Below are 25956 nucleotides of genomic sequence, written 5' to 3'. Positions count from 1 at the left end.
CATCATGCGTCGACCGGAGCCTTTCACGTTTTAAGCGCGGCCGCCGCTCCGTACGCGGCCATGAAGACCTCTATGGCGCGGGCGGTGACTGCCTTGATTTCCTCTTTGCTGATCGCTCCGGAGAGCTGAAAGAGAAAGCGGTCGATCAGTTCCGCTTCCAGCAGGCTGTGCAAATGCTTCGTTGCCACCACGGGGTCGGCCTGACGCAGCTTCCCCTGACTCATCGCGGCCCTGATGAAGTCCGCCATTACCTTCTGACTGCGCAGCACCCCGCGCTCGTACACAAGGCGCCCAAGCTCCGTCTGGCCAGACTCCGATATCGCCAGATGCCTGCTCGCACGGACTTCGGGGGAATAAAGGACGGTGAGCAGGCGCTCCCCGAAGTTGCGCAGCGAAGCGGCGATGTTTTCCGTCGACGGGTCGATCGCGGAGTGCACCGCCTCGAATTCCGCCTCGGTGGAGAGGTTCATGATCTCGAAGAAGAGCTCCTCTTTCGAGGCGAAATAGTTGTAGAGAGTGGCTTTCGAACCGCCCACCCGGGTGCAGATCTCCGACATAGTGGTCCGGCCGAACCCAAGTTCCTGGAAAGCCTGGGCCGCCACCGTCATGATATGCTGCCTTTTCGCGTCCGTCTTCTTGGCCATGCTATCGTCGGTTCTCCTCGCGGGTTTTATTAGCATGAGCAATAGCACATTTCACGACCGGCTCCAAATGATTCATTTCTTCCGCGGCAGAAAGCAGATGAGGACCAGTACGGCCCAGGAAATGACGTTTCCCAGTATGATGATCTTCGCCAGCATACCGCCTCAATGCCTGAAGAGCAGGCGCACGATGTTCCCAAGGAGATCCTGCCCGGATCCGGCCACGACAATGACATCGAAAATGGAGAGCACGACAAGGGCGATCACGATGTAAAACCAAAGCCTCGTTGTTTCCATGGAAGTCCCCATTACTCCCCTACCGATTGCTGTCCACCTGAACCGATGCCTTCCGCCTTTGCCGCCTGCTACGCTTCGCTTCTATGCACGAGAACCGGAATGCAGGAATGGGTGAGCACCTTCTGCGTTTCGCTTCCCAAAACCAGCGCCTTGACGCCTCTTCTGCCGTGCGACGCCATGAAGATGAGGTCGCATTCGCTTCGCTTGGCCGCCTCGATGATCGCCTGATACGGCTCTTCGCTTAGCAGCGTCAGTTTGTCGCAGTCGACGCCCGCTTCCCGGGCCCGCCGCTCCGCGTCGTGCAGGACGTCCTCGGCGGTGCATTGCATCGCTTCGCGGAAGCTTGCCGGCAGATGCGGGTCGAAGATCGCCCCCTCACCGTAGTACATCTTGGGCCACGGCTGCACGGCGCAGAAAAAGGTTATGCGTGCCCCGGCTTCACGGGCGAAAGAGACTGCACGCACGACGGCGTCGACAGAGAGCGGCGAACCATCGGTTGGTACGAGGATGTGTTTGAACATGGTTTTTCCTTTCCTTTTTCTATGACGACGGGAACTATTTGCCGCCAGGGTTCGCGCCCCCCTACCCTAGTGTCCCCCGGCGGACGGGTCCACCACGCGGGTCGGTTTCGGGGCAAGCCAGATGACGGAGGCGGCGATGAAAAAGGCGAGACCGATGGCGAGCATGAGTTGGTTCGTCGCCAGCATGACGCTTTGGCCGGTGATCATGTAGTCGATGACCTGGTTCACCGCGTCGCCGGGGGCGCCGGAGGCCTCGAACATGCCCCTTACGCTTTGGTCGCCGTCGGCAAGACCTACCAGCTCGGCGTGGTTGCGCGTGATCTGGTTTCCCCAGGTGGTGGTGACGACCGAGGTGGCGAACGCGCCGGAAAGGGTGCGCAGGAAGTTCATAAGCCCCGCGGCGGAGTCCATCTCGCGATCTTCGACGCTGGCAAGCGCGAGTCCGGTGGTCGGGATGAAGAAGAACGGCAGCCCAAAGCCCATGAATATGAGCGGCAGGGCGACGTTCCACATGGTCATGTCGGTGTTGGCGACGGTGCGCCACATGGTATCGATGCCGAGCCAGATGACGCCGCCAAAGACGAGTTTTCGCGCGTCCACCCTGGTCGAAAGCTGGGCGACCAGGGGCGCGACGAAAAAGGCGGCAAGCCCGGTTCCCGCGGTGGCGATGCCCGCCTTCGTCGCCGTGTACCCCATGAGGTTTTGCAGCCAGAGTGGGGTCAACACGCTCGCCCCGAAGAATGCTGCGAAGGCGAGGCTTATGGTGAGCACGCATGCGGTGAAGCCGCGGTGGCGGAACACCCTCAGGTCGACGATGGGATGGTCCTCGTGGAATTCCCAGATGAGGAAGGCCGCGAAGGCGATCGCGGCGACGATGGCCAGGGTGACGATCTTCGTGGAGGCGAACCAGTCGAGATCCTTTCCTTCGTCCAGCATGAGCTGCAGCGAGGCGACCCAGACGATGAGGAGCACGAGGCCGATCCGGTCGATCGGGTTACGCTGCAACGGCTCGCGGTAGCTTTGCAAGAGCTGCCAGGCGAAAAAGCCGCCGGCGAAGGCGATGGGGAGGTTGATATAGAAGATCCAGGACCAGCTGTACTCGTCGCAGAAGTAGCCGCCGAGGATCGGGCCGAGGACCGGTGCCACAAGCGTCGTCATGGACCACAAGCCGATGGCGGCGGCGGTCTTTTCTTTCGGGAAGATCCGCATCAGCAAGGTTTGCGAGAGCGGCATGAGCGGCCCGCCGGAAAAACCCTGGAAGATACGGGCGACGACCAGGAGCCCCAGGGAGTTCGCGAGTCCCGAAACGGCGGAGAAAACGCCGAACATGACCATGGCCCAGACGAAGACGCGCACCGCGCCGTACCGGGCGGAGAGCCATCCGGTGAGCGGCACCGTGATCGCCTCGCCCACGGCATAGGAGGTGATGACCCAGGTCCCCTGGCTCAGGGTCGCGCCGAGGCTTCCGGCGATGTTTGGGACCGCCACGTTGGCGATGGTCATGTTGAGAACGGCGATGAAGTTGGCGGCGGCGAGGATGATCGCCGCGATCCAGAGCATCCCGCCGGAGAGCTGGGTTTCAGCGCCGGAAGGCGCGTGCGATGAAGTCTGCTCGTGCATGTTCAGGTCCTGTTAGCGCTTGCTGCGGGTGTCGATCTCGGCGGTCATGGAAAGGCCGACCTTGAGCGGGCTGATGCCCAGTTCCGCCGGGTCGAGTTTCACGCGGACCGGAAGACGCTGCACCACCTTGATCCAGTTGCCGGTGGCGTTTTGCGCCGGAATGGCCGAGAAGGCAGATCCCGAGCCGCCGGAGAAGCCTTCGACGACGCCGTGATAGGTGACCCCCTTGCCGTAGATGTCGGCATGCAGGGTGACCGGCTGGCCGACGCGCACCTTTTTGAGCTGGACCTCCTTGAAGTTCGCGTCGACGTGCATCTCGGTCACGGGGACGACGGCGAGGAGGGGCATCCCCGCCTGGACGCGCTGGCCCACCTGTACCTGGCGTTTGGCGACAATGCCGTCCACCGGCGCCTTGACGACGGTGCGCTCGAGGTCGACGGCCGCCTGGTCGCGCCTTGCGCGGGCGAGCGCCACTTCGGGGTTACTTTCCACGGTGGTCCCGGCGATGAGGACGGCGTTGGCCTCGCGCGAGCTGACCGCGGTGCTTCTGTTCGCGCGGGCCTGCGCGATGGCAGCCCGGGTCGCATCGAGGTTCGCCTTGGCGGCGGCAAAGGCGTTCTGGGCCCGTGTCAGTTCATCGCCGGAAACGGAGCCGGAGGCGGACAACGCTTCGCGCCGTTTCAGGTCGATCTGCGCCCGCTCAAAGTCCGCCTCTGCCGAGGCAAGCTGCGCCGCCGCGCGATTCTCGTCGGCATCGCGCGCCGTGATCTGGGCGTTCAGGCTGCCGTCGTTGGCCATGAAGCCCTGGACGCGCCGGACGGCCCGTCCGAGGTCGGCTTCGGCCTGGGCAAGTGCGAGTCTCGCGTCGGTCGGATCTATCTCGACCAGGACATCCCCTTTCTTCACCGCCTGGGTATCGGTCACGAGTACGCGGCTCACCGTGCCGCCGACCGACGGGGTAACCTGGGCCACCTCGACGGCGGTGTAGGCGTTGTCGGTGGAGATGAAGTTAGAGCCGTACAAAAGGGCGTAAGCCGAGGCGGTCGCGCCCGAAATGACGACGACTGCGGCGAGTGCGATGAGGAGCTTCTTGCGACGGTTCGATTTGGTCACATCCGTGGGAGTTGCTTTCTTTGTGTCAGACATTTCGGCATCCTTCTCTTTTAGATATTTTTGTGCTGGTATCCGCCGCCGAGGGCGCGCTGCAGGGCGACGTCGAGGGTGAAGGCCCTCGACTGCAGGCCGGTGAGCACGCGCTGGTTGTTGAGCAGGAGATCTTCCGCGTAAAGGACTTCGATGAAGTTGGCAAGGCCGCCTTCGTAGCGGTTGCGGGCGACCCGGTGCGCCTCGGCCGCTTCCGCAACGGCCTCCCTACCCTGCTCCAACTGCGCGGCGAGTGCCTTCATGCTTAGGGCGGTACCGGCGACATCCTCGAGGGCGTGCGCTACCGTGGCGTCGTAGTTGGCAACCATCTCGTCGTAGGCCGCAACTTTTTCACGCAGCTCCCCCTGCAGGCGTCCCGCGGTGAAGATGGGAAGGGAAACGGCGGGGCCGACGCCGCCGATGTCGGAGCCCGACTTGGTGAGCATGTTGAGGCCGTGCGATTGCACGCCGATGAAGGCGGAGAGGTTGACGTTCGGGTAGAACTCCGCCTTTTTCTGGTCGATGCGGTGCGCCTGGGCTTCCGCCATCAGCCGCGCCACGATGACGTCGGGGCGTCGCCCCAAGAGATCCACAGACAGTTGCGCGGGAAGGGAAAAGGTCCCGGCAAGGTTCACCGTCGGGCGTTTTATGGAGAGGGCGCGGTCCGGACCGGCGCCGACCAGTGCAGCGAGGCGGTTTTTGGTGAGTCCGATCTGTTCGTCGATGGAGAGGAGCTCCCCGTTTGCCGCGGCGAGTCTTGCCCGGGCTTCGCTTACGCTCCCCTTTGTTTCCATGCCGTTTGCGAAACGCTCGGCGAAAAGCTCGACCGTTTTTTTCCGGATCTCAACGGTGCGCGCTACCGTGTCCCGCAGCGCGTGGAGTCTTGCGAGCTCGGAGTAGTTCGTGGCGATGGCTGAGGCGATGTTGAGGCGCACCAAGGCCGCCTCCGCCCGCCTTGCCTCAAGCTCGGAGGAAGCGGCGGCCAATCCCGCCCGGTTCTTTCCCCAGAAATCGAGTTCCCAGTTCAGGTTGATGGTGCCCTGCCCGTAGTCCTGCCAGCTGTCCGGGGTCATGTTGCGCGGGGTGAGGTAGTTGTAGCTGAGCTTTTGTTCCGCGATCGAGGCGTTGGCACTCACCTGCGGCATCAGTGCCGACCGCGACACCTTTATGAAGGCTTCCGCGCGCCGCATGCGGGCTGCTACGGCGGCGATATCAGGCGCATCGCGCAGGGCCTCCTCGACGAGGGAGACGAGTTGCGGGTCGCCGTAAGTTTGCCACCAGTTTTCGGCGGGCCAGTTGCCGGAGGGCGCGGCGAAGGAGGCCGCGCTTTGATACTGTTCCGGGGTTTTGACGGTTTTCAGTGAACCGGTTTCGGGAAGCATGGCGCAGCCGCCGAGGCTTATTCCCGAAAGCAAAGCAATGGCGATCGCCACCAGTTTTGGGGATGATGTGGGTTGTGGGGCATCTTCGATCATTTTTTGGAGCTCTCCCATCTTTTGAAGCGTTACGGGCGGGTTTGCAAGAGGTTTCGCCGGGGGAAAAGGCGAAAGTTAGCGGCAAATTCGCCTTAACCTGATTGCATTCGCGCTACGCAACATTCTGTACTGTACGGTACAGTATTCTTTCTTCTCGGTGATGTCAAGAAGCAAAATTTGGGGAGGGAGATGGTGCGGAAGGTTTTAAAAGCGGAGACGGTGGGAGTTTGAGGACGAAGAACTAAAAGCAAATCCCCCCTGTCCCCCCTTCGCAAAGGGGGGGACGTCTGGGCGCGTACGGCGCTGCGTGGGACGCTATAACAGAGGTCGTGGATACGTGTACTGCTCCGTGGAATTTCGGGATAAAAGGATAGCGCGGCGGGGGGGATGATCAACCGGCGGGGAAAAGACAAAACGGTAACGAGACGGCAACTATCAGTCGCCGGTCTTGAAACTCCAGACGTAGTCGAAGGGCATGGCGTTTCCGGCGTTGTCTTTTATGGCGGTGGTGAGGGTGGCGGTATAGGTGGTGTTCGCCTGCAGCGGAACGCCGTCGGTTATCGACCCGCCCGCGCCAAACACAGAATAGTAGCGCCCCCACAGCTCTCCGCTCGCGTTTCTCACGTAGAAAGACGAACTGCCGAAGGTGGAGTAGTCGAGCGTCGCGTTGAAGTCAGCTGAAACGCTTGCGTACGTGGAAACGCCGGTCGCTCCGGCCGCGGGATAGGTTGAAACCACGCGGAAAAGCGGGTAGTCCATCGTGGTGAAGGTCCAGGTGTATTCGGAGGTCAAGGAGGAGCCGGAAACGGCGCGCAGCGTGGTGGGGATGGTTACGGTGTAGGTGGTGGCATAGGCAAGATTGGCGGCGGGGGTGAAGGTCACGGTCGATCCGCTTACACTCTTGGTGCCGGCAACCGCTCCATCGGGGCCATTGACCGCGACAAAGTAGGTCGTCGAAGGGTCAATCTCGCCGCTAAGCTGCGCGGAAATGCTTGCGTTCAACAGCACTCCGGTAGCAGCTGACGCAGGGGCAGTCGACTGCACCGTCAAGGGCTGCGGGGCTACGACTTGAATCGTGATGGTGGTCCCATTGCCGCCGGGGTCATAGGCGGAGATCACGATGTCGTTACTTCCTGGAACTACCGGCACTCCGGCGAACCATTTGTGCGCCCAGTCGGTTCCGGGCCCGTAGTAGCTTTTCGCGGTGCCGCTGGCGCCGGTGGTCTGATTGATATAGGTGACGTCAACGCCGGGATAGTCGTCGGTGCGCGTGTCATCTATGATGCAGGAAAAGCCGACGCAATGGCTGGCGTAATAGGAATCGGAAATCCAGGCGGTCCCGCTGATGCTGGCAACGGTCGAGGAGCTTGATACCGAGGTTGCCTGGGCCCACTCTTTTTTGGGAGGAACATCAGACGAAGAGGAGCCGCCACCGCCACAACCGATGAACAACAGGACGCCCGACAAGACCAGTAGTCTACTGCAATACCGGGTTACCAAACGGTGCACGCTCATCTGCCGCATGATCGCCCTCCCCTCCTCTCCCCCCAGATCCGGAAGGAGAAATCAAAGCTCACCATGGTTACTGTAAATAGCGGGTTCCTGCGATATAGACCTGCTCCACTTCTGCGCGGGCAATAAGGGCAGCCTCGATCGAAGAGGCGTCGCTCCCGCAACCGCAGGCGAGCACCTGGAAGTCGGCGCGCTTGCCCGGCTCAAGAGTCCCGACACGGTCTTCGATACGCAGCGCCCGCGCGCCTCCCAGGGTCGCCATGGCCAACAGTTCCCGCGGCTCGAAAACGCCGGGGGCAGCCTGCTGCAGGTAGCGCATCTCGTCCCACATGGAAAGCGAATCGTTGCTGGCCAGGGAATCGGTGCCGAGGGCCAGCGCGATGCCGGATTGCTTCAGGAGTTTGTGGGGGGCGCAGCCGACGAAGAGCCGATCGTTGCTACGCGGGCAGAGCACGATGCTTACGCCGCGTTCTTTAAGAAGTGCTACGTCGTTGGGGGTTACGTGCACGGCGTGAACGGCGATGGTCGAGGTATCGAGCACGCCGAGATCGTCCAGGTAACGGGTCGAGGTGGTACGCATCGGGTGCGGCAGGTACTGCTCCCAGTGCGCCATCGGGTAAAGGATATCGGCAAAGGCCCCGCTGGTGTCGTGCATGAACGCCACTTCTTCGGTGGTCTCGGAGAGGTGCACGGCCTTCGGGATGCCGAGTTTTTCGGATAGCGCGTTTAGGCACGCGAAGAGATGAGCGGAAACGGTGTGGGGCGTGTGCGGGGAAACGCCGGGGAGTAACGCTCCCTCGATCCCCTGCAGCGCGGTTTCCAGCCTGGCAATGAGCGTGTCGCAAAGGATCGGGTCGTGCCCAATCGCCTCGAGGAAGAGCCTGCCGGTCAGCGGCGTGTCGCGGTAGAGAGGAATGAGCGAAAAATCGGACAGGATGTCTCCGACCGCGGTGGTGCCGGACTCGAGGCAAAGGCGCATCCCTTCCTTCGTGGAATGCTCGATTTCGCCCGGCTCTAAGGCGCGCTTTATTTTCACCACCTGCTGGATCCATTCGACGTAGCGTTTGGGGAGGTAGTCGAGGTCCTTGCGCACCTTCCAGGCGGGGAAATGGGTGAGCTCGAGATGGGTGTGCGCGTTCACCAGGCCGGGCATGATCACCGATTCGCGCAGGTCGGTTACCGGCGCGGAAAACTGCGCGCGGAGTTCGTTCAGGGTGCCAACCGCGACGATACGGCCGTCTTCCACGGCGAGGGCGCCGCCTGCGATGGGCGGGGAGGAAATGGGAAGCAGGTTTGCGGCGGCGTAGATTCTCATGCGGCGACCTCGATGGGTGTGGATACTTGTCACAGATGTTCTGATAGCACCTATAGATGAGTGATGAGCTCAACGGGAATAAGTTTAGCAGGTTATTGGAATCAAAGCCAACGTGGTGTACTGGCATTGCTGGGTTAAATAGAGGCAAATCCCCCCTGTCCCCCCTTCGCAAAGGGGGGGACGTTAGGGGGCGTGCGGTACTTTATGGCAATATTCCACTAGATTCCCTGTTATTCACTGGCAAATAAAAAAACGCTGACAGAATGTTCTTCTGTCAGCGTCTCGGATACTGCTGTTTGTTTATTACCTAGTTCTTCCAGTGCACGCTCTTGAGCGTCGCCTGGCCGGCTTCTTCCTTGCGGGTCGGGAGCATCTTGTTCTTGTCGTCGACAAAAACAAGCTTCGGCTCGTGGGCAATGGCTTCGGCGTTGGACATGTTCACGAAGCTTGCGATGATCACCAGGTCCTGCGGCGCCACGAGCCTTGCGGCTGCGCCGTTGATGCAAATGACGCCGGAACCACGCTCGCCTTCGATGGCGTAGGTCTCGAAACGGCTGCCGTTGGTGACGTCCCAAATGCAGACGGCCTCGTACGGGATGATGTCGGCCGCTTCCATGAGGTCGAGGTCGATGGTGATGCTACCTTCGTAGTGCAGGTCTGCACCGGTTACCGTTGCCCTGTGGATCTTGCTCTTAAGCATCTTCCTGTCCATATTTCCTATTCCTCCCCTAATACGCTGTTGTCGATCAACCGTACCGAGCCGACCCGCACGGCAAGTGCGAGCAGCGTTCTATCATTCGCTTCATCCAGCGGGAGCAGGCTGTCCTGATCCCTGAATTCCAGGTAATCCACTTCAGCACCCTTCTCCGCGCCGATCACGGCAAGGGCCTTTTCCTTGAGCGCCACCACGCTCCGCTCGCCTTTACCGAAGGCGTCGCGGACCGCCGCTATGGCGCGGGAGAGGCAGAGGGCCTCCTTTCGCTGCTCGGGCGTGAGACGCGCGTTCCTGGAGCTGAGCGCCAGGCCGTCGGCTTCGCGCACGATGGGCATCCCAACGATCTCGATGTCGAAGTTGAAGTCCTTCACCATGCGCCTGATCACGGCGAGCTGCTGGAAGTCCTTCTTGCCAAAAACGGCAAGGGTCGGCATCACGATGTTGAAGAGCTTCGCGACCACGGTGGTGACTCCGCGGAAGTGGCCGGGGCGGCTCGCGCCGCACAGATGCGTGGTGAGCTCTTCGACGTTCAGGTAGCTCTGGTACCCCTCGGGGTACATGTCGGCGGCCTTCGGCGCGAAGATGACGTCGACGCCTGCCGCGGCGGCGACTTTCTTGTCGCGCTCGAGGTCGCGGGGGTAGCTGTCCAGGTCCTCGTTGACGCCGAACTGGGTGGGGTTCACGAAGATACTGACCACGACGGTTTTGGCGCGACGGCGCGCCTCGGTCATGAGGGAAGCGTGTCCCTCGTGTAGGTAACCCATGGTGGGGACCAGGGCGATCTCGCCCCGCCTTTCGCGCGCAAACTGCTGCATCTGCGCGACTGACTCGATGACTATCATTTGAAGCAGTGCCTTTCTTCCGGGAATGTGCCGCCCTTTACGTCGGCTATGTAGTTGGCGCAGGCCTCGGCTATGATGGGCGCGAGTTCCGCGTAACGTTTCACGAATTTCGGGGAGTATTTGCTGCAAAGCCCCAGGATGTCATGGATCACCAGCACCTGGCCGTCGCAGTGCGGGCCGGCCCCGATACCGATGGTCGGGATGGTGAGTTCTTCGGTGATGCGCGCGGCGAGCCCCATCGGGATCCCTTCGAGGACCACGGCGAAGGCGCCGGCGCGCTCAACGGCGCGGGCATCCTCGAGGAGTTTCTCGGCCTGGGCGTCACCTTTGCCCTGCACCTTGTAACCGCCCATGCGGTGCAGCGACTGCGGGGTGAGGCCGATGTGCCCCATGACCGGGATGTCCATCTCGGTTATGGCGGCGATGGCCGCGGCGGCGTTGACGCCACCCTCGATCTTGACCGCGGCGGCGCCGCCGTCCTTCACCAGGAGCCCGGCGTTCAAACGCGCGCTCGTCAGGTCGGTCTGGTAGGAGAGAAAAGGCATGTCGGCAACGACAAAGGCGTTCGGACGCGCGCGCATCACGGCCTTTGTGTGGTAGATCATGTCTTCCATGGTGACAGGAAGCGTATTGTCATGCCCCGCCACCACGACCCCCAACGAATCGCCGACGAGGATCATGTCGATCCCGGCGCCGTCGATGAGGCCGGTCATGGGAAAGTCGTAGCTCGTGAGTACCGCTATCTTCTCCCCTTCCGCTTTCATCTTCTGAAAGTCGAGAACGGTCTTCTTTTTTTGCATCTACCCTGCTCCTGTGAGATGGATGAAATTTTCGTATACAGGTGAACAGAACGTGGTGCTAGATAAAACGTGTAATCTATGAGACTTACCTGACCGTTCTCCGGGGCGTTTTCGGGCAAAAAAAAACGCCTTCGGGGGAAGACGCTGTAAAAAAGAGCTAATTAGGGCCCTATTCGGGCGCAGCTCTGGCCAGCATATCGCTTCCCGTACCGGTTCCATCTGGAATCCAGGCGGTATGTCTCTTACTCTTTGGTGTCCTTTCCGGCTCCACTCAATCATAGCGGGCCAAACACCGTTACGGAAGTACCACAACAGTTGCGACAAAGTCCAGCGTTTTCTTCACTACTCCGCGCTGGCCTTGATCTGCTCCAGCTCCTTGACCACCTGCCCGCTCTCCTGCTGACGCTCCTCGATGCCGTCGAAGATGGCGTCTGCCATGCGGGTGACGTAGTCGATGCTCCCCTTGATCTCGCCGGTATCGACGTTTTGGCGTCCCGCGGCGTTCACCATCTCGTGGCTCATGTCCTTCACGTCCTCAAGCGAACGCGCGACGCTCTTGGTCGCCACGCCCTGCTCCTTGGATGCCTTGAAGATCTGCATGGTCATGGAGCTTACGTCCTCGATGGAGCGGGTCACCAGCTGCACGCTTGCTGCCTGCTCCTCCGTGGCGAGTTTGATCTGCTCGGTCATGTCCAGCGCCTTCTGCGAGCTGTCCAGGATGCTTGAGAGCGACACGCCGGTCTGCTGCCCCAGTTTGACACCCTTTTTCACCAGGTCCTTGGTGGCGGTGACGTAGTCGGCGGCGTTACGGGATTCGGACATGATCTCTTCGATGATCCCGGTGATCTCGCCCGTGGAAAGCCCGGTCTGCAGGGAGAGGTTCCTGATCTCGTCGGCGACCACGCCGAAGCTCTTGCCGTACTCGCCCGCCTGGGCTGCGATGATCGAGGCGTTCAGCGCGAGGAGGTTCGTCCTCTTGGTGATGTCGTTGATCACGCTGACGAACCCTTCGATCCGGCCGCTGTTGGCGCTCAGACGCTTGATCCCCTCGTAGGAGAGGTCGACGGAGCGCTGGATCTCGGCGAGCGCATCCACCGTCTCGCGCACGATGCCGGCACCCTGCTCGGCGTGCTCTTTCACGCGGCTGGAGAGGCTGTGGGAATGGCCGGTGTTCTTTTCGACCTGGCGCAGCGTGGTGGTGATCTGTTCCATCGCGGAGACTGACTTGTAGACCGAATCGGAGAGGGAGTCCATGTTGTGCGTGATCTGGTCGGTGGCGACGGAGATCTCGGCAGCCGCGGCACTCGCGCTGTCCACCGATTCCATGACCCCATGAGCGGCGGCGTCCACCTTGATGGAGCTGCCGGAGAGCGACTCGGCGGCGCTTCTCAGGCGGTAGAGGTTGGCGGAGAAGTTCTCGCGCTGGGTGGAAAGGTCGGAGAAGGTCCTGCCTAGTTCGTTGGTGAGCCGGTCGATGGACTGGAGCAGGCCGATGCGCATGAAGGCGGCGGCGGCCTGATCGGCGAAAAGGCGGATGGTGTCGACGTCGGTGTCGTTCAGGGCGCGGTGGCTCTTCTTGTTGTCGAGGCCGAAGACGCCGACGGTCTCACCCTTCACCACGATGGGACAGAGGATGAAGGTGGAGGAACGCAGCGGTTCGATAGTATCGAAGGGGGCCTGCAACAGGTAGTCGGAAGGGTACTTGGAGATCCCCTCGATGAAGTAGACCTGCCGCTCGGCGAAGGACTTGTAGATGACGCCGGAGCGGGCGTCGATCGGGATGGTGACCTCAGACCCCACCTTGCTCTCGTTGCCGGCGCTCGCCGCGAAGAAAAGGTTCTTCCTCCCCGCGTCCGCCATGAGCACGTTGACGCGCTCGTATCCCAGCACCTCGTGCAGACCTTCGACGCAGAGGGCAAGCACGTCGTCCCTGCGCACCGCCTTCTGGATGCGGGAATTGATCTTGTGGAAGTTCTTTATGTTGTTGTCGAGTACCTTGTAGCGGTTCTCGAAAAGCTTCTTCTGGCCGTCCACCTCCTGCACCAGTTGGTCGAGCCGTTCGCCGCGCTGGTGCAGCTCGTCGATGGCGCGCCCGATGAAGAAGCCGAAGATCGCCATCACCAGGGCCGTTCCCACTCCCATATAAACGTAGAGGGCCATCCCCTGCGCGCTTTGGGTCATCTCGGAAAAGAACTGCGAGGCAAGGGGGAGGTTGGGGTCGGAGAAGAGCAGCAGGCGGAGGACCATCCAGCCGAGCGGGGCGGTGATCCCGAGGAAAAAGCCGGCAAGCGCGTAGAGTTGGCTCCTGCTAGCTCCGGCGATCGGGTTATTCATGTTTAAGCCACCTCGTTGCATTGGGTGTAGGCAGGTGCGGGCGGAAAAAATCACCCGCAGTCTAGTTCAGAGATTAATTAAAGTCAAGATATCCTTGCCTATCTCCCGAGCATGATGCCGAGCGCCTCGGCGTGGCGCACCATCTCCCCGGACGGGTCGATGAGGTTCAGGCTCCGCACCGCGTCCTCGATGGGAACCGACGTGATGTTGCGCCCTTTGAGGCAGACCATCTGGCCGAAGGATTGCGACTCGATCAGTTCGACCGCCTTGACGCCGAACCTGCTCCCGATGCAGCGGTCGAAGGTCGAGGGGGAGCCGCCGCGCTGCAGGTGTCCGAGCACGGTGACCCTGATGTCCATCTCTAGGACGCCGCCAAGTTCGCGCGAGAGCGCTTCGCCCACGCCCCCCAAGCGTTCGACGACCGATTTCCCGCCGGCAGCCTCGAGGACCACGCGGTTTCCCCCGCTCGGGTAGGCGCCTTCCGCGACGACCACGACGCTGAAGCGTCTGCCGCGTTTGCAGCGCGCGATGATCGATTCCCGCACCTTGTCGATGTCGTAGGGGATCTCGGGAATGAGGATGACGTCGGCACCTCCGGCGATGCCGGATTCGAGGGCGATCCACCCCGCGTAGCGTCCCATCACCTCGAGGACCATGACGCGGTGGTGGCTTTCCGCGGTGGAGTGTAGCTTGTCGAGGGCGTCGGTTGCCGTTTCGAGCGCGGTGTTGTAGCCGAAGGTAACGTCGGTCTCGAGGAGGTCGTTGTCGATGGTCTTTGGGACGCCGACGATGGGAACGCCGCGGCGCATCATCTCCTGGGCGATTTTGAGGGAGCCGTCGCCGCCTACGACGACGAGGGCGGTGAGGCCTAATTGTTCGATGCGGGAGCGGACCTCCTCGGAGACGTCGACGAGTTCCACTTTTCCCTCGCGCATGATCGGGAAGGAGAAGGGGTTGCCGCGGTTGGAGGTGCCGAGGATGGTGCCGCCGCGCGGTAGGATGCCGCGCACTTCCTCGAGGCCGAGGGGGCGGCATTTGTGGTGGTGCAGAAAGCCGTCGAAGCCGTCCTCGATGCCGATCACTTCCCAGCCGCGTCCGACCGCCGCTTTCACCACACCGCGGATGACCGCATTAAGTCCCGGGCAGTCGCCGCCACCGGTCAGGATTCCTATTCTCGTTGTCATGCAAACCCCTCCTAATAACTAAATCTGAAAACAGAACCACAAAAGCACAAAGATAAACTCAAAAGCATCTCACGCAAAGACGCAAAGTCGCAAAGTAAACCTTCAAACCATTTAACAGGGATGAAGGGGATGAACGGGATAAACCTTAAAAAGCAAAATGCTTTTGGGTTAAACCAAAATCTTTTGTTTCTGCTTTCTTTGCGTCTTTGCGGCTTTGCGTGAAAAAGGGTTTGTTTTGCTTTTGTTTTTAAACCATCTCACGCAAAGACGCAGAGGCGCAAAGTAAACCTCAAACCTTTGAACAGGGATGAAGGGGATGAACGGGATAAAACCTTAAAAAGCAAAACGCTTTTGGGTTAAACCAAAATCTTTTTGTTTCTGCTTTCTTTGCGTCTTTGCGTGAAGAGGTTTTAGCCTTTATCCCTTTTATCCCATTCATCCCTGTTGGTTTAAGTCTTTTGTTTGTGTCTTTACGTCTTCGCGTGAGCCGGTTTTACCGAAGTGCATCGAGTATCGCCTGCGGCTCGAGGCGGTTACGGGGATCGCTGTCGGCGTAGCCGGTGACGATCCTGCCGTCCACCCCGATCACGAAGGTGCCGGCCATCGGGAGCTCCCACGACTCGTCGGCGTTGTACTCGGGAAGATTCACCCCCAAGGATATATACAACTCCCGCACCCACCCCGGGAACCGGTAGACGAGCCCGTAACGCCGCGCCACCACGTTCCCCAAGTCACTGAGCACCTCGTACTGTAAAAAGTTCTTCAACAGGGTCGCCTGCGACTTGTCCGGACTCTGCGGCGAAATCGCCATGAGCGAGGCGCCGCGCGCCAGTATCTCGGGAAGGATCTTCTGGTAGGCCCTCAACTGAAGGCTGCAGTAAGGTCACCAGATCCCCCGATAGAAGGTGACCACGGCCGGGCCGTGCATAAGCGCATCGGCAAGCGCCACTGGAATCCCGACGGCGTTGGGTAGCGTGAAGTCCGGCGCCTGATCTCCCGCCTTCGGCACTCCCTCGCTGATTACCGACTGCCCGATCTCCTGGTAGGCGCGCTCGAACTGCGCCTTAAGCTCCGGGGAAACTTTTTCCGACTGCTCCAAACGCTCGATTTGTGATCTGAGGTCCAGCTCCATGGGGCACCTCCAAGGCTCGTCCGGCCAGGCCCAATTTTAATCAGAAAGAGGAAAAGGTCAATATTTCCCTGCAATTCTGCCATTTTTCCCACAGATGCGGAGAAACGCATATTTTTGACCCATGTCATAAACAAATATGCTCCGAAGCGCTATTGTCACATCATCAAGAGCGCACGAAAGGAGGAGAAAACAGATGGAATTCAAAAACGGCCTTGGAGATACGGCGATCCAGAACGTGATTGCGAACTACCCGGAGATCGGGGACATCCTGAACCGCTACGAGATCGGCTGCGTCACCTGCAAGGTCGGCATCTGCCTCCTCAAGGACGTCGTATCCATCCACGGTCTGTCGCCGGAGCAGGAAGCAGCGGTGGAGAAGGAAATAAACGAGTACCTGACAACGAAGGAAGACGACCTCAAGGTCGCTTAGACGATAAACGGCACACGCCACAACCAACGAACCAACACATATAACTTAAGGAGAAAAGACAATGGCACATGCAGGATGCGGCTGCCCGGGCAGCATGGCAAGGGTTATCGAGAGGAACGAAGAGAACGAGCAGGCAACCACCGTGAAGCAGGCGAGCGAATTGAGGCAGTGGCCGGTGCAGCTGCACCTGGTCCCCCCCACCGCCCCCTGGTTCCAGGACAGCGACATACTGATCGCCGCTGACTGCGTGGCGTTCGCCCTGGGGAGCTTCCACAGCGACCTCCTGAAGGGGAAAGCGCTCGCCATCGCCTGCCCGAAGCTTGACGACAGCACCCCGTACGTTGAGAAGCTGGCACGGATCTTCGCCGAAAACGACGTGAAGAGCATCACCGTGGCGATCATGGAAGTACCCTGCTGCCGCGGGCTTGATATGATGGTACGTCAGGCGCTGGCACAGTCCGGCAAGGAGATCCCGCTGGAGACCGCGGTGATCGGCATCAACGGCGAGAGGAGAAACTAGCGATGAAACAGGACATCACCCAGAGGCTCAAGGACGAGCACCAGTTAATCCTGCGTATGCTCGCCCTTTTGGAGAAAAACGCGCGGCTCACCGAGGAAGGTACCTTCAAGGATTACCAGTTCTACCTGGACGGTGTGGATTTCATCAGGAACTACGCCGACCGTTTTCACCACGCCAAGGAGGAGGATGTCCTGTTCGAAGCGCTGGTAGCGAACGGCATGCCGAGGGCGAACAGCCCGGTAGCGGCCATGTTGATGGAGCACGATCTCGGTCGGGCCTTCGTGAAGGGTATGGAAGAGGCGGCGACCAGGGCGCTTAACGGCGAGGCCGGGCAGGAAGAGGCGATCGTCTCAAACGCGAGGGGTTACCTGGAGCTTTTACGCGAGCACATCGGTAAGGAAGACGACATCCTCTACCCGCTCGCGGAAAGGGTTCTCCCGGAAGGGGTGCGCCCGGAGATCGTGGCGAAGTACCAGGCGGCGGAGGAGAAGGCAGTTAAGGGGCTGGAGGAGCATTACCGCAGCGTGGTGGAAAAGTACGAAGGCTAAAAAACGTTCTACGTTCTACGTTCTACGTTCTACGTAAAAACCTGAAGGCGGACACCGAGGTAAGCGAAAGGTTTGCTTTCCCCCCGGCAGTAGCCTTTCCTCTGTGTCCTCTGTGGACCTCCGGGTCCTCTGTGTTCCGGGCTTCGGGTTATAAAAAAAGGGCGGGGTCAAATGACTCCCGCCCTTTTTGCGTTCTGTTAGCACCCTTTTTACTCGAGGTTGTCCTCGATCCTGATGAAGGTGCTTCTGGCGCGGATCACCTCGAAGGTGTCGATCTCGCCCAGGGCCTTTCTCATGTCGTCTTCACGGGCTTCGTGGGTCATGATGACGATGGGTACTTCGTCCGCGGCGCTCCTTGCGCTCTGCAGCATGGAGGCGATGCTGATGCCGCGCGCGCCGAGCGCTCCTGCGATGCGGGCCAGCACGCCCGGACGGTCAAGGGCCTGGAAACGGATGTAGTACTTGCTGACGATCTCGCCCATCGGCTTGATGGGGAGGGTGGTCACGTTGCCGTCCAGGTACCCGAGCGGGGCGCAACGACGGGTGATCCCGGCGCACATGCTGCGGGAGAGGTCGACGATGTCACCGACAACGGCGCTCGCCGTCGCTTCCATGCCGGCGCCGCGGCCGTAGAACATGACCGGGCCCACGAAGTCGCCGGTGAGACGGACCGCGTTGAAGACGCCGTGCACGTCGGCTAGCGGATAGTCGATCGGGATCATGGTCGGGTGCACGCGCGCCTCGATCTTGCCGCCGTCCATCTTGCCGATCGCCAGAAGCTTGATGCGGTAGCCGAAGGTCTCGGCGAAGTCGACGTCCTCGGAGGTGATCGAGGTGATCCCCTCGGAGTAGACGTCCTTCAGGTCGATCCTCGTGCCGAAGCAGAGGGAGAGGAGCAGGCAGAGCTTGTGCGCGGTGTCGACCCCTTCGATGTCGAAGGTGGGATCGGCTTCGGCGTAACCCATCTCCTGAGCGCTCTTCAGCACCTCGGCGAAGTCGGCCCCTTCCTGGGTCATACGGGTGAGGATGTAGTTACAGGTGCCGTTCACGATGCCGAGCACGGTGGAGAAACGGTTACCCGCCATGTTCCCCTTGATCGCGGAGAGAACTGGGATACCCCCGCCTACCGCGGCCTCGAAGAGGACCTCGACGCCGTTCTCTTTGGCGGCGGCGTAAATCTCTTCGCCGTGCACCGCGAGAAGCGCCTTGTTGGCGGTGACCAGGTGCTTGCCGTGGGCGATCGCCTTGAGCGCAAAGCTGCGCGCCGGCTCGTAGCCGCCGATCAGCTCGATGATGACGGAGATCTCCGGGTCGGTGAGCACGTCGTCAGCGTTCCTGGTGAGGGTGATCCCCTCGGTGTCCACGCCGCGGTCGGTGGTGATGTCGAGGTCGACGATGGTCTTCAGGGAGATCCGGGTGCCGGTCTTCTCCGTGAGGAGGGCGGAGTTCTGTTTGAGCAGCTTCACGACGCCGGCACCGATGGTACCGAAACCAAGTAGGCCTACTTTTATCTCTTCCATACTCCCTCTTTGATCATTTCATGGGTTAAAAAACGGAATCATCATCACAAAAGGTTGCTGCCTTTACCCCCCTTTGCGAAGGGGGGCAAGGGGGGATTTTTACCGAAGTGGCCACGGCATCAGGCGAGCGACGTAGTCTAAATCCCCCCTGTCCCCCCTTCGCAAAGGGGGGAACGTCGGGCCATGCTTACTGCTTCGTTGGAACAAACACTTGCCTTCCCGGATGGACCCTCACGTTTATTCCTTGTCCGTCACGGTGGAGGCGATCTCGTCGAGGATGCCGTTGACGAAGGAGGCGGAATCGTCGGAACCGAACTTTTTGGCCACCTCGATCGCCTCGTTCATCGTTACGTTCTTCGGGATGTCCGGACGGTACAAAAGCTCGAACACGGCAAGGCGCAGGATGTTAAGATCGACGCGCGCCATGCGGGTCATGCTCCAGTGCTTCGACTTCTCCGCGATGCGGGCGTCGATCTCGGCCAGGTGCGCGGACACGCCGCTCACGATCTCGCTGGCGAAGGCGTAAGCCTTGGAGTTGGCCAAAAGGGTCGGCTCCTCTCCCTCGCCGAAGCTCTCGATGATCCTCTTCAGCGTGTGGTTCGGATCCTGGGACACCAGGTCCTTGGAATAAAGCGCCTGCAGGGCGAGTTCCCTGCCTTCTCTACGCGTGGTCAATTATTTCATCTCCCTGTACAGATTGGCGGTCTCGATGACCGTCATGGCGGCGTCGAAGCCCTTGTTACCGGCCTTGGTACCGGCGCGCTCGATCGCCTGCTCGATGGTGTCGGTGGTCAGCACGCCGAAGGCGACGGGAATCCCGGCGTCAAGGGATACGTGGGCAACACCCTTGGAAACCTCGGCGCAGACGTAGTCAAAATGGGGGGTGGAGCCGCGGATCACGGCGCCCAGGCAGATAAGGGCGTCGTATTTGCCGGTTTCGGCCATCTTCTTCGCGGTGAGCGGGATCTCGAAGGCGCCGGGCACGCGCGCCACGGTGATCTGCTGGTCGTCGGCGCCGTGACGCACCAGTGCGTCCAGGGCACCCTCAAGCAGTCTCTCGCCGATGAAGCTGTTGAAGCGGCCGACAACGATGCCGAACCTGAGCCCATCTGCGGTCAGTTTTCCCTCTACATATTTAGGCATGATATGAACTCCTTAGAAACAGGTTGAGGTTGCGGTTAAGGTCGATAATAAGCCGACCTAACCGCAACCCGTATTTTCTGCAGACAACCAACGTTTAGCTGAAGGGGGCTAGATGTTTTCCAGCAGGTGCCCCATCTTCTCGCGCTTGGTCTTCAGGTATTTCTCGTTGCTCTTGCTCGGCTTTATCTCTATGGGCACCCGCTCCACGATGTCGATGCCGTAACCCTGCAGACCGACCAGCTTCTTCGGGTTGTTGGTCATCAGGCGGATCTTCTTGACGCCCAAGTTCACGAGGATCTGTGCGCCAATGCCGTAGTCACGCAGGTCGGCCTTGAAGCCAAGGGCCAGGTTCGCCTCGACGGTGTCCTTCCCCTGGTCCTGCAGGGCATAGGCCTTCAGCTTGTTGGTGAGCCCGATGCCGCGTCCTTCCTGGCGCATGTAGAGGATGATCCCCTTCCCTTCCTTCTCGATTTGCTCCATGGCGGCATGCAGCTGCTCGGCGCAGTCGCAGCGCACGGAGCCGAAGACGTCGCCGGTGAGGCATTCGGAGTGAACGCGCACGAGGACCGGATCATCGCCCTTGATGTCCCCCTTCACGAGGGCCAGGTGCTCGAGCTTGTCGATGTCGTTTTCAAAGGCGACGGCACGGAACTCGCCGAAGGAGCTCGGGAGCGCGACGTCGACGGAGCGGCGCACGAGAGACTCGTGCTTCAGGCGGTAGGCGACTAGGTCGGCGATGGTGCAGACCTTGATGCCGTGCTCCTTGGCGAACTTCTTAAGCTCCGGCATGCGGGCCATGGTGCCGTCCTCGTTCATGATCTCGCAGATCACGCCGGAGGGCTCGAGCCCGGCAAGACGGGCGAGGTCGACGGAACCTTCGGTCTGGCCGCTTCTGACCAAAACGCCGCCGTTTTTGGCGCGCAGCGGGAAGATGTGGCCGGGACGGGCAAGGTCGGAGGCCTGCGCGCCGGGCGCCACCGCGGTCAGGATGGTGTGGGCGCGGTCGGCCGCGGAGATGCCGGTGGTGACACCCTTCTTCGCCTCGATGGAGACGGTGAAGGCGGTGCCGAAAGAAGAGGTGTTGTCCTGCACCATGGGGGGCAGGTCGAGGCGGTCGCAACGTTCCGTGGTCATGGTGAGGCAGATCAGGCCGCGGCCGAAGCGCGCCATGAAGTTGATCGCCTCGGGAGTCACGCACTGGGCCGCCATGGTGAGGTCGCCTTCGTTCTCGCGGTCCTCGTCGTCCACCAGGATTACCATCCTGCCGGCCCTGATCTCCTCAATGGCTTCCTCGATGCTTGAAACAGACATTTCTATACCCTCTCCTTGGTTCAGTGTCGGCCGGGAATTCATGACGGCTGTCATATCCCGGACCGATTGGTTGGACAACAAACCTTGCAGGTCGTTGACCATAACAAAAAAACGGTGAAAGTGGAAGCGAAAGCGGCTACATAAAGCCGTTTTTCGCCAACAGGTCCAGGGTGACGCCGCCTTCCCTTGCCTCCCTACCCGCGAGCAGGCGCTCCAGGTAGCGGCAGAGAAGGTCGGTTTCTATGTTCACCTCGTCCCCCGCGCGCTTTTGCAGCAGGGTGGTTTTCGAGGCGGTGTGCGGGATGATGTTGACGCTGAAGCTGTCCGGTCCGACGCTGTTCACGGTGAGGCTGATGCCGTCGATGGCCACCGATCCCTTGGCGGCGATGTATTTGGCGAACTCGGCCGGGAGGCGGAAGCTAAAGACGATGTTACCGGCGACCTCGCGGCGCTCGGTGACGGTGGCGACGCAGTCGATGTGCCCGGAGACGAGGTGGCCGTCCAGGCGGTCGGACAGGCGCATGGCGCGTTCCATGTTGAGCGGCGAGCCGCTTTTCAGGTTCTTGAAGGCGGTGCGGTCGATGGTCTCCGGGGAGACGTCGAAGGTAACCGCGCCGCCACCCTTTCGGACCACGGTGAGGCAGGCGCCGTTAATGGCGATGGAGTCGCCGATCCTGATCTCGTCGAGCGGGAGCGCGGTCTTGACGGTGAGGCTCCCCGAAGCGCCGCGACGCTCGATGGAAACCAGCTCGCCAATTGTTTCTATTAGACCTGTGAACATTGCATTTCCTTTTTTAGGATCGTCGGACCTGTCAGACTAGTCGGACTGGTCGGACTGTCGGACGGCTGCTTGCTATTGCGGCTTCCCGGGCTGCACCGGCCTTCCTTCCACCAGAAGGTCGGCTCCTATTTGCTTTACGGTCATCCCTTCCAGCCTGATGGCATCGGCCATGAGGGAGACTCCTTCGCCGGCGAAAAGACCGGTACCGGCGCCGCCGACGAGCTTCGGGGCCAGGAAGAACTTGCAACGGTCGATGAGCCCTGCTCTCAGCGCGCCGCCGGCCAGATGATGGCCTCCTTCGAGCAGGACGGACTGCACGCCGCGCTCTCCCAGACGCTCGAAAAGATGCTCCAGATCGACTCGACCTTCCTTCTGCCGACAGACGAGCACTTCGGCGCCGCGCGCCCGCACCGCATCAATCCGCGCGAGGTTCCCGCTGCAGGTGGCGATCACGGTCTTCGCCTCGGACTTCAAACTGAAAAGGGCGGCATGCAGCGGCACCCTGAGCGTCGAATCGACGATGACCCGCAGAGGGTCCTTCCCGCCGGGGACGCGACAGGTGAGCAGCGGATCGTCCTTGATGACGGTGCCGACTCCGACCATGATGGCGTCTAGCTTCCCGCGCAGCCGGTGCACTTCGCGCCGCGCCGCGTCGGCGGTGATCCACTTTGAATCGCCTCCGGCGGTAGCGGTCTTCCCGTCCAAGGTCATGGCGCTTTTCAGCACCACGTAGGGGCGCTTCGTCTGCATCCACTTGATGAAGCCGAGATTCAACTCACGGCTCTCGGTCTCCAAAAGCCCGACCTCGACCTCGATCCCCGCCTCTTCGAGCATCCGGATGCCGTTGCCGGAAACGACCGGGTTCGGGTCGACCATGGCAACGAAAACGCGCGCGACGCGGGCCTCGATGAGCGCCTTTGCGCAGGGAGGGGTCTTGCCGAAATGGGAGCAGGGCTCGAGGGTCACGTAGACATCGGAACCTTCAGCCTTTTCACCAGCGGCACGCAGGGCATGGACTTCGGCGTGCGGCGTCCCCGCCTTTTTGTGCCACCCCTTGCCGACGACGGCGCCGTCCTTCACGATGACGCACCCGACCGCCGGATTGGGAGCGGTTTTCCCCACCCCTTTTCTCGCTTCGGCGAGCGCCATGCGCATCATTTTTGGGTGGGTTGCCGACATGTTTTTCCTGTCTCAGTCGCACCGCGCGGCGCGTGATCGCACGTTTCCCGCTTGTTCAAACTCCCCCCTTTGCGAAGGGGGGCTGGGGGGGATTTGCTTTTGGGTTGGCACGTCAAAACAGCTGCTGCCTGTATCTGCATTCAGCCTGCACAGGTCGAAGGGATCGCAGGTCCTAAGGCAAATCCCCCCTGTCCCCCCTTCGCAAAGAGGGGGACGCTGGGGCTCGTGCGGCGCTTCGTAGGCAGTTGCACTCGACGTTCCCAAGTCCTTAAAGAACCTTCGCACAGTGGGAACCTGTGGTGCTCATGCCGTGCTTCTATTTCTTAAGCAGGTCCTGCAGCTCGACCATGAACTCACTGATGTCCTTGAACGAGCGGTACACGGAAGCGAAACGGACGTAGGCTACCTGGTCGACGGCGTGCAGCTCGGACATGATCCATTCGCCGAGAGTGGTGGTCGGAATCTCCCGCTCACCGGACTCCTGCATCTTCGTTTCGAGGCGATCCACCAGCTTCTCGATGGTGTCCACCGAGACGGGCCGCTTCTCGCACGCCTTCTGGATGCCGGCGACGAGCTTCATCCGGTCAAAGGGCTCGCGCCTGCCGTCACGCTTGGTGACGAGCGGCAGCACTTCCTCGACGCGCTCGTGGGTGGTGAAACGCTTGGCGCACGACTCGCACTCGCGGCGGCGGCGTATCGCGGCGCCGCCCTTGTCCGGGCGGGAGTCGATCACCTTGCTGTCGCTGAATCCGCAAAAGGGGCATTTCATGGCTGCGCCTCCTCGTACTTCTCGACGAGGACGCCGGACTCGCGGATCATCTCCTCCGCCAACTGGTCCGGGTAGCCGGTAAGGTAGACCACCCGCTTGATCCCCGAGTTGATCACCATCTTCGAGCAGATGATGCAGGGCATGGTGTTGCAGTACAGGGTGGCCCCTTCGATGGAGGTGCCGTGCTTCGCCGCCTGGATGATGGCGTTCTGCTCGGCGTGCAGGCCGCGGCAGAGCTCGTGGCGCTCGCCGGACGGGATGCCCATCTGTTCCCTCAGGCAGCCGATGTCCAGGCAGTGGGCAGTCCCGGATGGCGCACCGTTGTAGCCGGTGGCGAGGATGTTCTTGTCCTTCACCAGTACCGCGCCGACCTGCCTTCTCAGACAGGTGGAACGCTTGGCGACCAGGCGTGTGATCTCGATGAAATATTCATCCCAGCTGGGACGTGCCATAAGTAGCCCCTCTCATGTGAAATTTGGCCAGAATAGCGGTTTTCTGAAGCCCGGTCAAGCGGCGTGAGAGAATGGCGGAGCGCTTTCACATGAGACGCTGGCGCGCGTCGTGACAAGGGCAACTTCATCGTGCTCAGGCGGGGCCGCGGCGGAGAGCGGCGCGTGACCCCAGAGCTCGGCGGCGAACATGGCTACGGCGGCAAGTCCCACCGCGGCGGCCGCGTGAAATACGGCGGTAAGCCCGAGCGTTCCCTGCAGGAGGGCGCCCAAAAGCGGGCCCGCCACGAACCCAGCGTTCAAGACGGCGTTGAAAGTCCCGACGGTCGCCCCCATGCCGTACCGCGTCCCCTCCTCGACGAGGAGCGCGCTGCTCGCCGGTTGGGAGACGACGCTGAAAACGCCGATGGCGACCGCAAGCACCAGCATGGAGCCGAATCCCGTGGCGGCGGGAACGAGCAGGTACAAAAGGGAAACCGCGCCGCCGCCTAAAAGCACCAGCAACGGCCGCGGCGCCCGGTCGGACAGGATCCCCATCGGGCGCAGCAAAAGGGTCATCGCGGCGGTACCCGAGGCGAGCACGAGCCCCGAACGCAGCCCGGAAAGCCCCAGCTTGCTGCTCAGCAGGATAGGGAGGAAGGAACCGGAAAGCGAGATGCCGCAGGCGCGTCCGAAGATGAAGGCAAGGAGGCCGCGGTAGCTGCCGCGCTGCAGCCCCCAGAGCGGAACAACGCCTCCCGGCGTCGCGGAGCGCCCCGCGCGGACGGCAGCGTGCGGCAGGCGCCGTAACGCAAAGAGGAAGGCGGCAAGGCTTAAAAGTGTCACGGCGGCGAAGATGCCGGGATAGCCCCAGGCATCTTTCAAGGCCCCACCGAGCAGCGGCCCGAGGCCGAGCGGTGCGTAGAAGGAGATGTCGAAGGTGGCCATCACCCTCCCCCGCTCCTCTTTTCCGGTGGCGCTCCCGACCATGGCGAGGATGACCGGGCGGAACATCGCGCAGCTCACCCCCTGGACGAGGCGCAGCAAGATGAGTTGAAGAACCTCGTGGGTGCAGAGGTAGCCGACGGAGACCGCGAGGTAGAGAAAGAGGCTCGCAAGCACAATCCTGCGGTAGCCGATCCGGTCGGCGCACGCTCCAAGCACCGGGCTGAAAATTATCTTGGAAAGGGAATACAGGACCAGCGGCAGCCCGAGCATGATGCCGCGGGCGCCGAGGCCGAAAAGGTAGGTCGGGAAAAAGGCGTCGGCGATGCCGAAGCCGAGCGTCACGGCGAAGTTGACCAGGAAAAGGGTCTTGAGCGGCGCGCGGTCTCCCATGGTTTACCCCCGAGAGGTGAGAAAGAGCTCGAAGGCGCGGTCGTGCACCTCGATGTGTTCGAGCCACATGAGGCGGATCCGGTCCAGCGCATCGGGCAGGGCGTCCTCCCTCTTTTGCAGCTGGTAACGGAGTTTCGCGGTATCGATGCTGATGGAGCGGTGACGGATGCTGTGCTCACGCACCATGGGAAAGGCGACCAGTTCCATGAAGCTCTCCTCCGGCCCGATATGCCTCAGGGTCTCGTTCACCAGTTGGTCCAGCTCGCCGCTCAGATCGCAGCCGGGCTGCCTGCGCGCCTTTTCCGCGATCCGGTTCAGGCGACCGATGATGCTGCGGTGGCGGCTGTCCCACTCGTCGAGGGCGCCGAGGCAACCGTTTTGCGGGGAGAACCTGTTGCTGTTCCGTTCCATGCGTGTCCTCAAAGTGCGGGGGGAGAGACTCCCCCCGCGGTCCTTTC

The 25956-nt window shown here is 61.3% G+C and carries 27 protein-coding genes; 3 read left to right on the top strand and 24 right to left on the bottom strand.

All coding sequences use genetic code 11. The features are described from left to right. Positions 1 to 23 precede the first annotated feature (23 nt). The 14 genes from E8K79_RS19850 to E8K79_RS19790 form a co-directional block, all read right to left on the bottom strand. Positions 24 to 644 carry a TetR/AcrR family transcriptional regulator gene (locus tag E8K79_RS19850; protein WP_136516272.1) on the bottom strand — a complete coding sequence of 207 codons (621 nt, stop codon included), beginning with the start codon at positions 642 to 644 and terminating at the stop codon, positions 24 to 26. A gap of 162 nt (positions 645 to 806) precedes the next feature. Next, positions 807 to 938 carry a hypothetical protein gene (locus E8K79_RS21640; RefSeq protein WP_281276114.1) on the bottom strand — a complete coding sequence of 44 codons (132 nt, stop codon included), beginning with the start codon at positions 936 to 938 and terminating at the stop codon, positions 807 to 809. A 68-nt stretch (positions 939 to 1006) separates the two neighbouring features. Next, positions 1007 to 1459, bottom strand: a complete 453-nt coding sequence (locus E8K79_RS19845; protein WP_136516271.1) for a universal stress protein — start codon at positions 1457 to 1459, stop codon at positions 1007 to 1009. A 66-nt stretch (positions 1460 to 1525) separates the two neighbouring features. Then, on the bottom strand, positions 1526 to 3079 hold the full coding sequence (locus E8K79_RS19840) for a DHA2 family efflux MFS transporter permease subunit (protein WP_198419857.1): 1554 nt from the start codon (positions 3077 to 3079) through the stop codon (positions 1526 to 1528). Positions 3080 to 3091: 12 nt separating this feature from the next. Beyond that, on the bottom strand, positions 3092 to 4225 hold the full coding sequence (locus E8K79_RS19835; RefSeq protein WP_136516270.1) for an HlyD family efflux transporter periplasmic adaptor subunit: 1134 nt from the start codon (positions 4223 to 4225) through the stop codon (positions 3092 to 3094). 17 nt (positions 4226 to 4242) lie between these two features. Then, the gene (locus tag E8K79_RS19830) at positions 4243 to 5697 is read right to left on the bottom strand and encodes an efflux transporter outer membrane subunit (RefSeq protein ID WP_136516269.1); all 1455 of its coding nucleotides are present in this window, start codon (positions 5695 to 5697) and stop codon (positions 4243 to 4245) included. Between the two features lie 435 nt (positions 5698 to 6132). Further along, positions 6133 to 7221: an Ig-like domain-containing protein gene (locus E8K79_RS19825; RefSeq protein WP_136516268.1), complete on the bottom strand. Its 1089-nt coding sequence runs from the start codon at positions 7219 to 7221 to the stop codon at positions 6133 to 6135. A gap of 58 nt (positions 7222 to 7279) precedes the next feature. Then, the gene (locus tag E8K79_RS19820) at positions 7280 to 8524 is read right to left on the bottom strand and encodes an amidohydrolase family protein (RefSeq protein WP_136516267.1); all 1245 of its coding nucleotides are present in this window, start codon (positions 8522 to 8524) and stop codon (positions 7280 to 7282) included. A gap of 307 nt (positions 8525 to 8831) precedes the next feature. Further along, positions 8832 to 9236 (bottom strand): aspartate 1-decarboxylase, encoded by a 405-nt coding sequence (gene panD, locus E8K79_RS19815; RefSeq protein ID WP_136516266.1) that lies wholly within the window; start codon positions 9234 to 9236, stop codon positions 8832 to 8834. A gap of 5 nt (positions 9237 to 9241) precedes the next feature. Beyond that, entirely contained in the window at positions 9242 to 10081 is an 840-nt protein-coding gene (gene panC, locus E8K79_RS19810) for a pantoate--beta-alanine ligase (protein ID WP_136516265.1), read from the bottom strand. Beyond that, positions 10078 to 10881 carry a 3-methyl-2-oxobutanoate hydroxymethyltransferase gene (gene panB / locus E8K79_RS19805; protein WP_136516264.1) on the bottom strand — a complete coding sequence of 268 codons (804 nt, stop codon included), beginning with the start codon at positions 10879 to 10881 and terminating at the stop codon, positions 10078 to 10080. The genes panC and panB overlap by 4 nt, the downstream gene beginning before the upstream one ends. Before the next feature lie 342 nt (positions 10882 to 11223). Next, entirely contained in the window at positions 11224 to 13215 is a 1992-nt protein-coding gene (locus E8K79_RS19800; RefSeq protein WP_136516263.1) for a methyl-accepting chemotaxis protein, read from the bottom strand. Between the two features lie 98 nt (positions 13216 to 13313). Then, positions 13314 to 14399: a 6-phosphofructokinase gene (locus E8K79_RS19795; RefSeq protein ID WP_136516262.1), complete on the bottom strand. Its 1086-nt coding sequence runs from the start codon at positions 14397 to 14399 to the stop codon at positions 13314 to 13316. A gap of 493 nt (positions 14400 to 14892) precedes the next feature. Next, entirely contained in the window at positions 14893 to 15531 is a 639-nt protein-coding gene (locus E8K79_RS19790; protein ID WP_136516261.1) for a peroxiredoxin-like family protein, read from the bottom strand. Between the two features lie 193 nt (positions 15532 to 15724). Between E8K79_RS19790 and E8K79_RS19785 the strand changes: the two genes are divergently transcribed. The 3 genes from E8K79_RS19785 (at position 15725) to E8K79_RS19775 (ending at position 17029) form a co-directional block, all read left to right on the top strand. Then, positions 15725 to 15961 carry a hypothetical protein gene (locus E8K79_RS19785; RefSeq protein ID WP_136516260.1) on the top strand — a complete coding sequence of 79 codons (237 nt, stop codon included), beginning with the start codon at positions 15725 to 15727 and terminating at the stop codon, positions 15959 to 15961. A 61-nt stretch (positions 15962 to 16022) separates the two neighbouring features. Then, complete coding sequence (locus tag E8K79_RS19780) at positions 16023 to 16481, top strand: iron-sulfur cluster-binding oxidoreductase (protein WP_135870958.1); 459 nt, start codon at positions 16023 to 16025, stop codon at positions 16479 to 16481. Between the two features lie 2 nt (positions 16482 to 16483). Then, the gene (locus E8K79_RS19775; RefSeq protein ID WP_136516259.1) at positions 16484 to 17029 is read left to right on the top strand and encodes a hemerythrin domain-containing protein; all 546 of its coding nucleotides are present in this window, start codon (positions 16484 to 16486) and stop codon (positions 17027 to 17029) included. 209 nt (positions 17030 to 17238) lie between these two features. Here E8K79_RS19775 and E8K79_RS19770 read toward each other — a convergent pair whose 3' ends face one another. The 10 genes from E8K79_RS19770 to E8K79_RS19725 form a co-directional block, all read right to left on the bottom strand. Further along, on the bottom strand, positions 17239 to 18549 hold the full coding sequence (locus tag E8K79_RS19770) for a homoserine dehydrogenase (protein WP_136516258.1): 1311 nt from the start codon (positions 18547 to 18549) through the stop codon (positions 17239 to 17241). Between the two features lie 237 nt (positions 18550 to 18786). Further along, positions 18787 to 19224: a transcription antitermination factor NusB gene (gene nusB / locus E8K79_RS19765; RefSeq protein ID WP_135870954.1), complete on the bottom strand. Its 438-nt coding sequence runs from the start codon at positions 19222 to 19224 to the stop codon at positions 18787 to 18789. Then, positions 19225 to 19692, bottom strand: a complete 468-nt coding sequence (ribH, locus tag E8K79_RS19760) for a 6,7-dimethyl-8-ribityllumazine synthase (RefSeq protein ID WP_135870952.1) — start codon at positions 19690 to 19692, stop codon at positions 19225 to 19227. 108 nt (positions 19693 to 19800) lie between these two features. Next, on the bottom strand, positions 19801 to 21003 hold the full coding sequence (locus tag E8K79_RS19755) for a bifunctional 3,4-dihydroxy-2-butanone-4-phosphate synthase/GTP cyclohydrolase II (RefSeq protein ID WP_136516257.1): 1203 nt from the start codon (positions 21001 to 21003) through the stop codon (positions 19801 to 19803). Positions 21004 to 21139: 136 nt separating this feature from the next. Beyond that, positions 21140 to 21784 (bottom strand): riboflavin synthase, encoded by a 645-nt coding sequence (locus tag E8K79_RS19750; RefSeq protein ID WP_136516256.1) that lies wholly within the window; start codon positions 21782 to 21784, stop codon positions 21140 to 21142. A gap of 72 nt (positions 21785 to 21856) precedes the next feature. Beyond that, positions 21857 to 22963 carry a bifunctional diaminohydroxyphosphoribosylaminopyrimidine deaminase/5-amino-6-(5-phosphoribosylamino)uracil reductase RibD gene (ribD, locus tag E8K79_RS19745; protein ID WP_136516255.1) on the bottom strand — a complete coding sequence of 369 codons (1107 nt, stop codon included), beginning with the start codon at positions 22961 to 22963 and terminating at the stop codon, positions 21857 to 21859. A gap of 316 nt (positions 22964 to 23279) precedes the next feature. Beyond that, complete coding sequence (nrdR, locus tag E8K79_RS19740) at positions 23280 to 23732, bottom strand: transcriptional regulator NrdR (protein WP_135870944.1); 453 nt, start codon at positions 23730 to 23732, stop codon at positions 23280 to 23282. Further along, a complete protein-coding gene (locus E8K79_RS19735; RefSeq protein ID WP_135870942.1) occupies positions 23729 to 24184 on the bottom strand; it encodes a deoxycytidylate deaminase in 456 nt (151 codons plus the stop codon). Before E8K79_RS19735 ends, nrdR begins: the two co-directional genes overlap by 4 nt. A 54-nt stretch (positions 24185 to 24238) precedes the next feature. Beyond that, entirely contained in the window at positions 24239 to 25498 is a 1260-nt protein-coding gene (locus E8K79_RS19730) for an MFS transporter (protein ID WP_136516254.1), read from the bottom strand. Positions 25499 to 25501: 3 nt separating this feature from the next. After that, on the bottom strand, positions 25502 to 25909 hold the full coding sequence (locus tag E8K79_RS19725) for a hemerythrin domain-containing protein (protein ID WP_136516253.1): 408 nt from the start codon (positions 25907 to 25909) through the stop codon (positions 25502 to 25504). Positions 25910 to 25956: the final 47 nt, after the last annotated feature.

It is taken from the genome of Geomonas edaphica (genome assembly GCF_004917075.1).
Taxonomy (GTDB): Bacteria; Desulfobacterota; Desulfuromonadia; order Geobacterales; family Geobacteraceae; genus Geomonas; species Geomonas edaphica.
The sequence above is the reverse complement of the archived record's forward strand: the minus strand, read 5'-3'. Positions and strand labels throughout refer to the sequence as shown.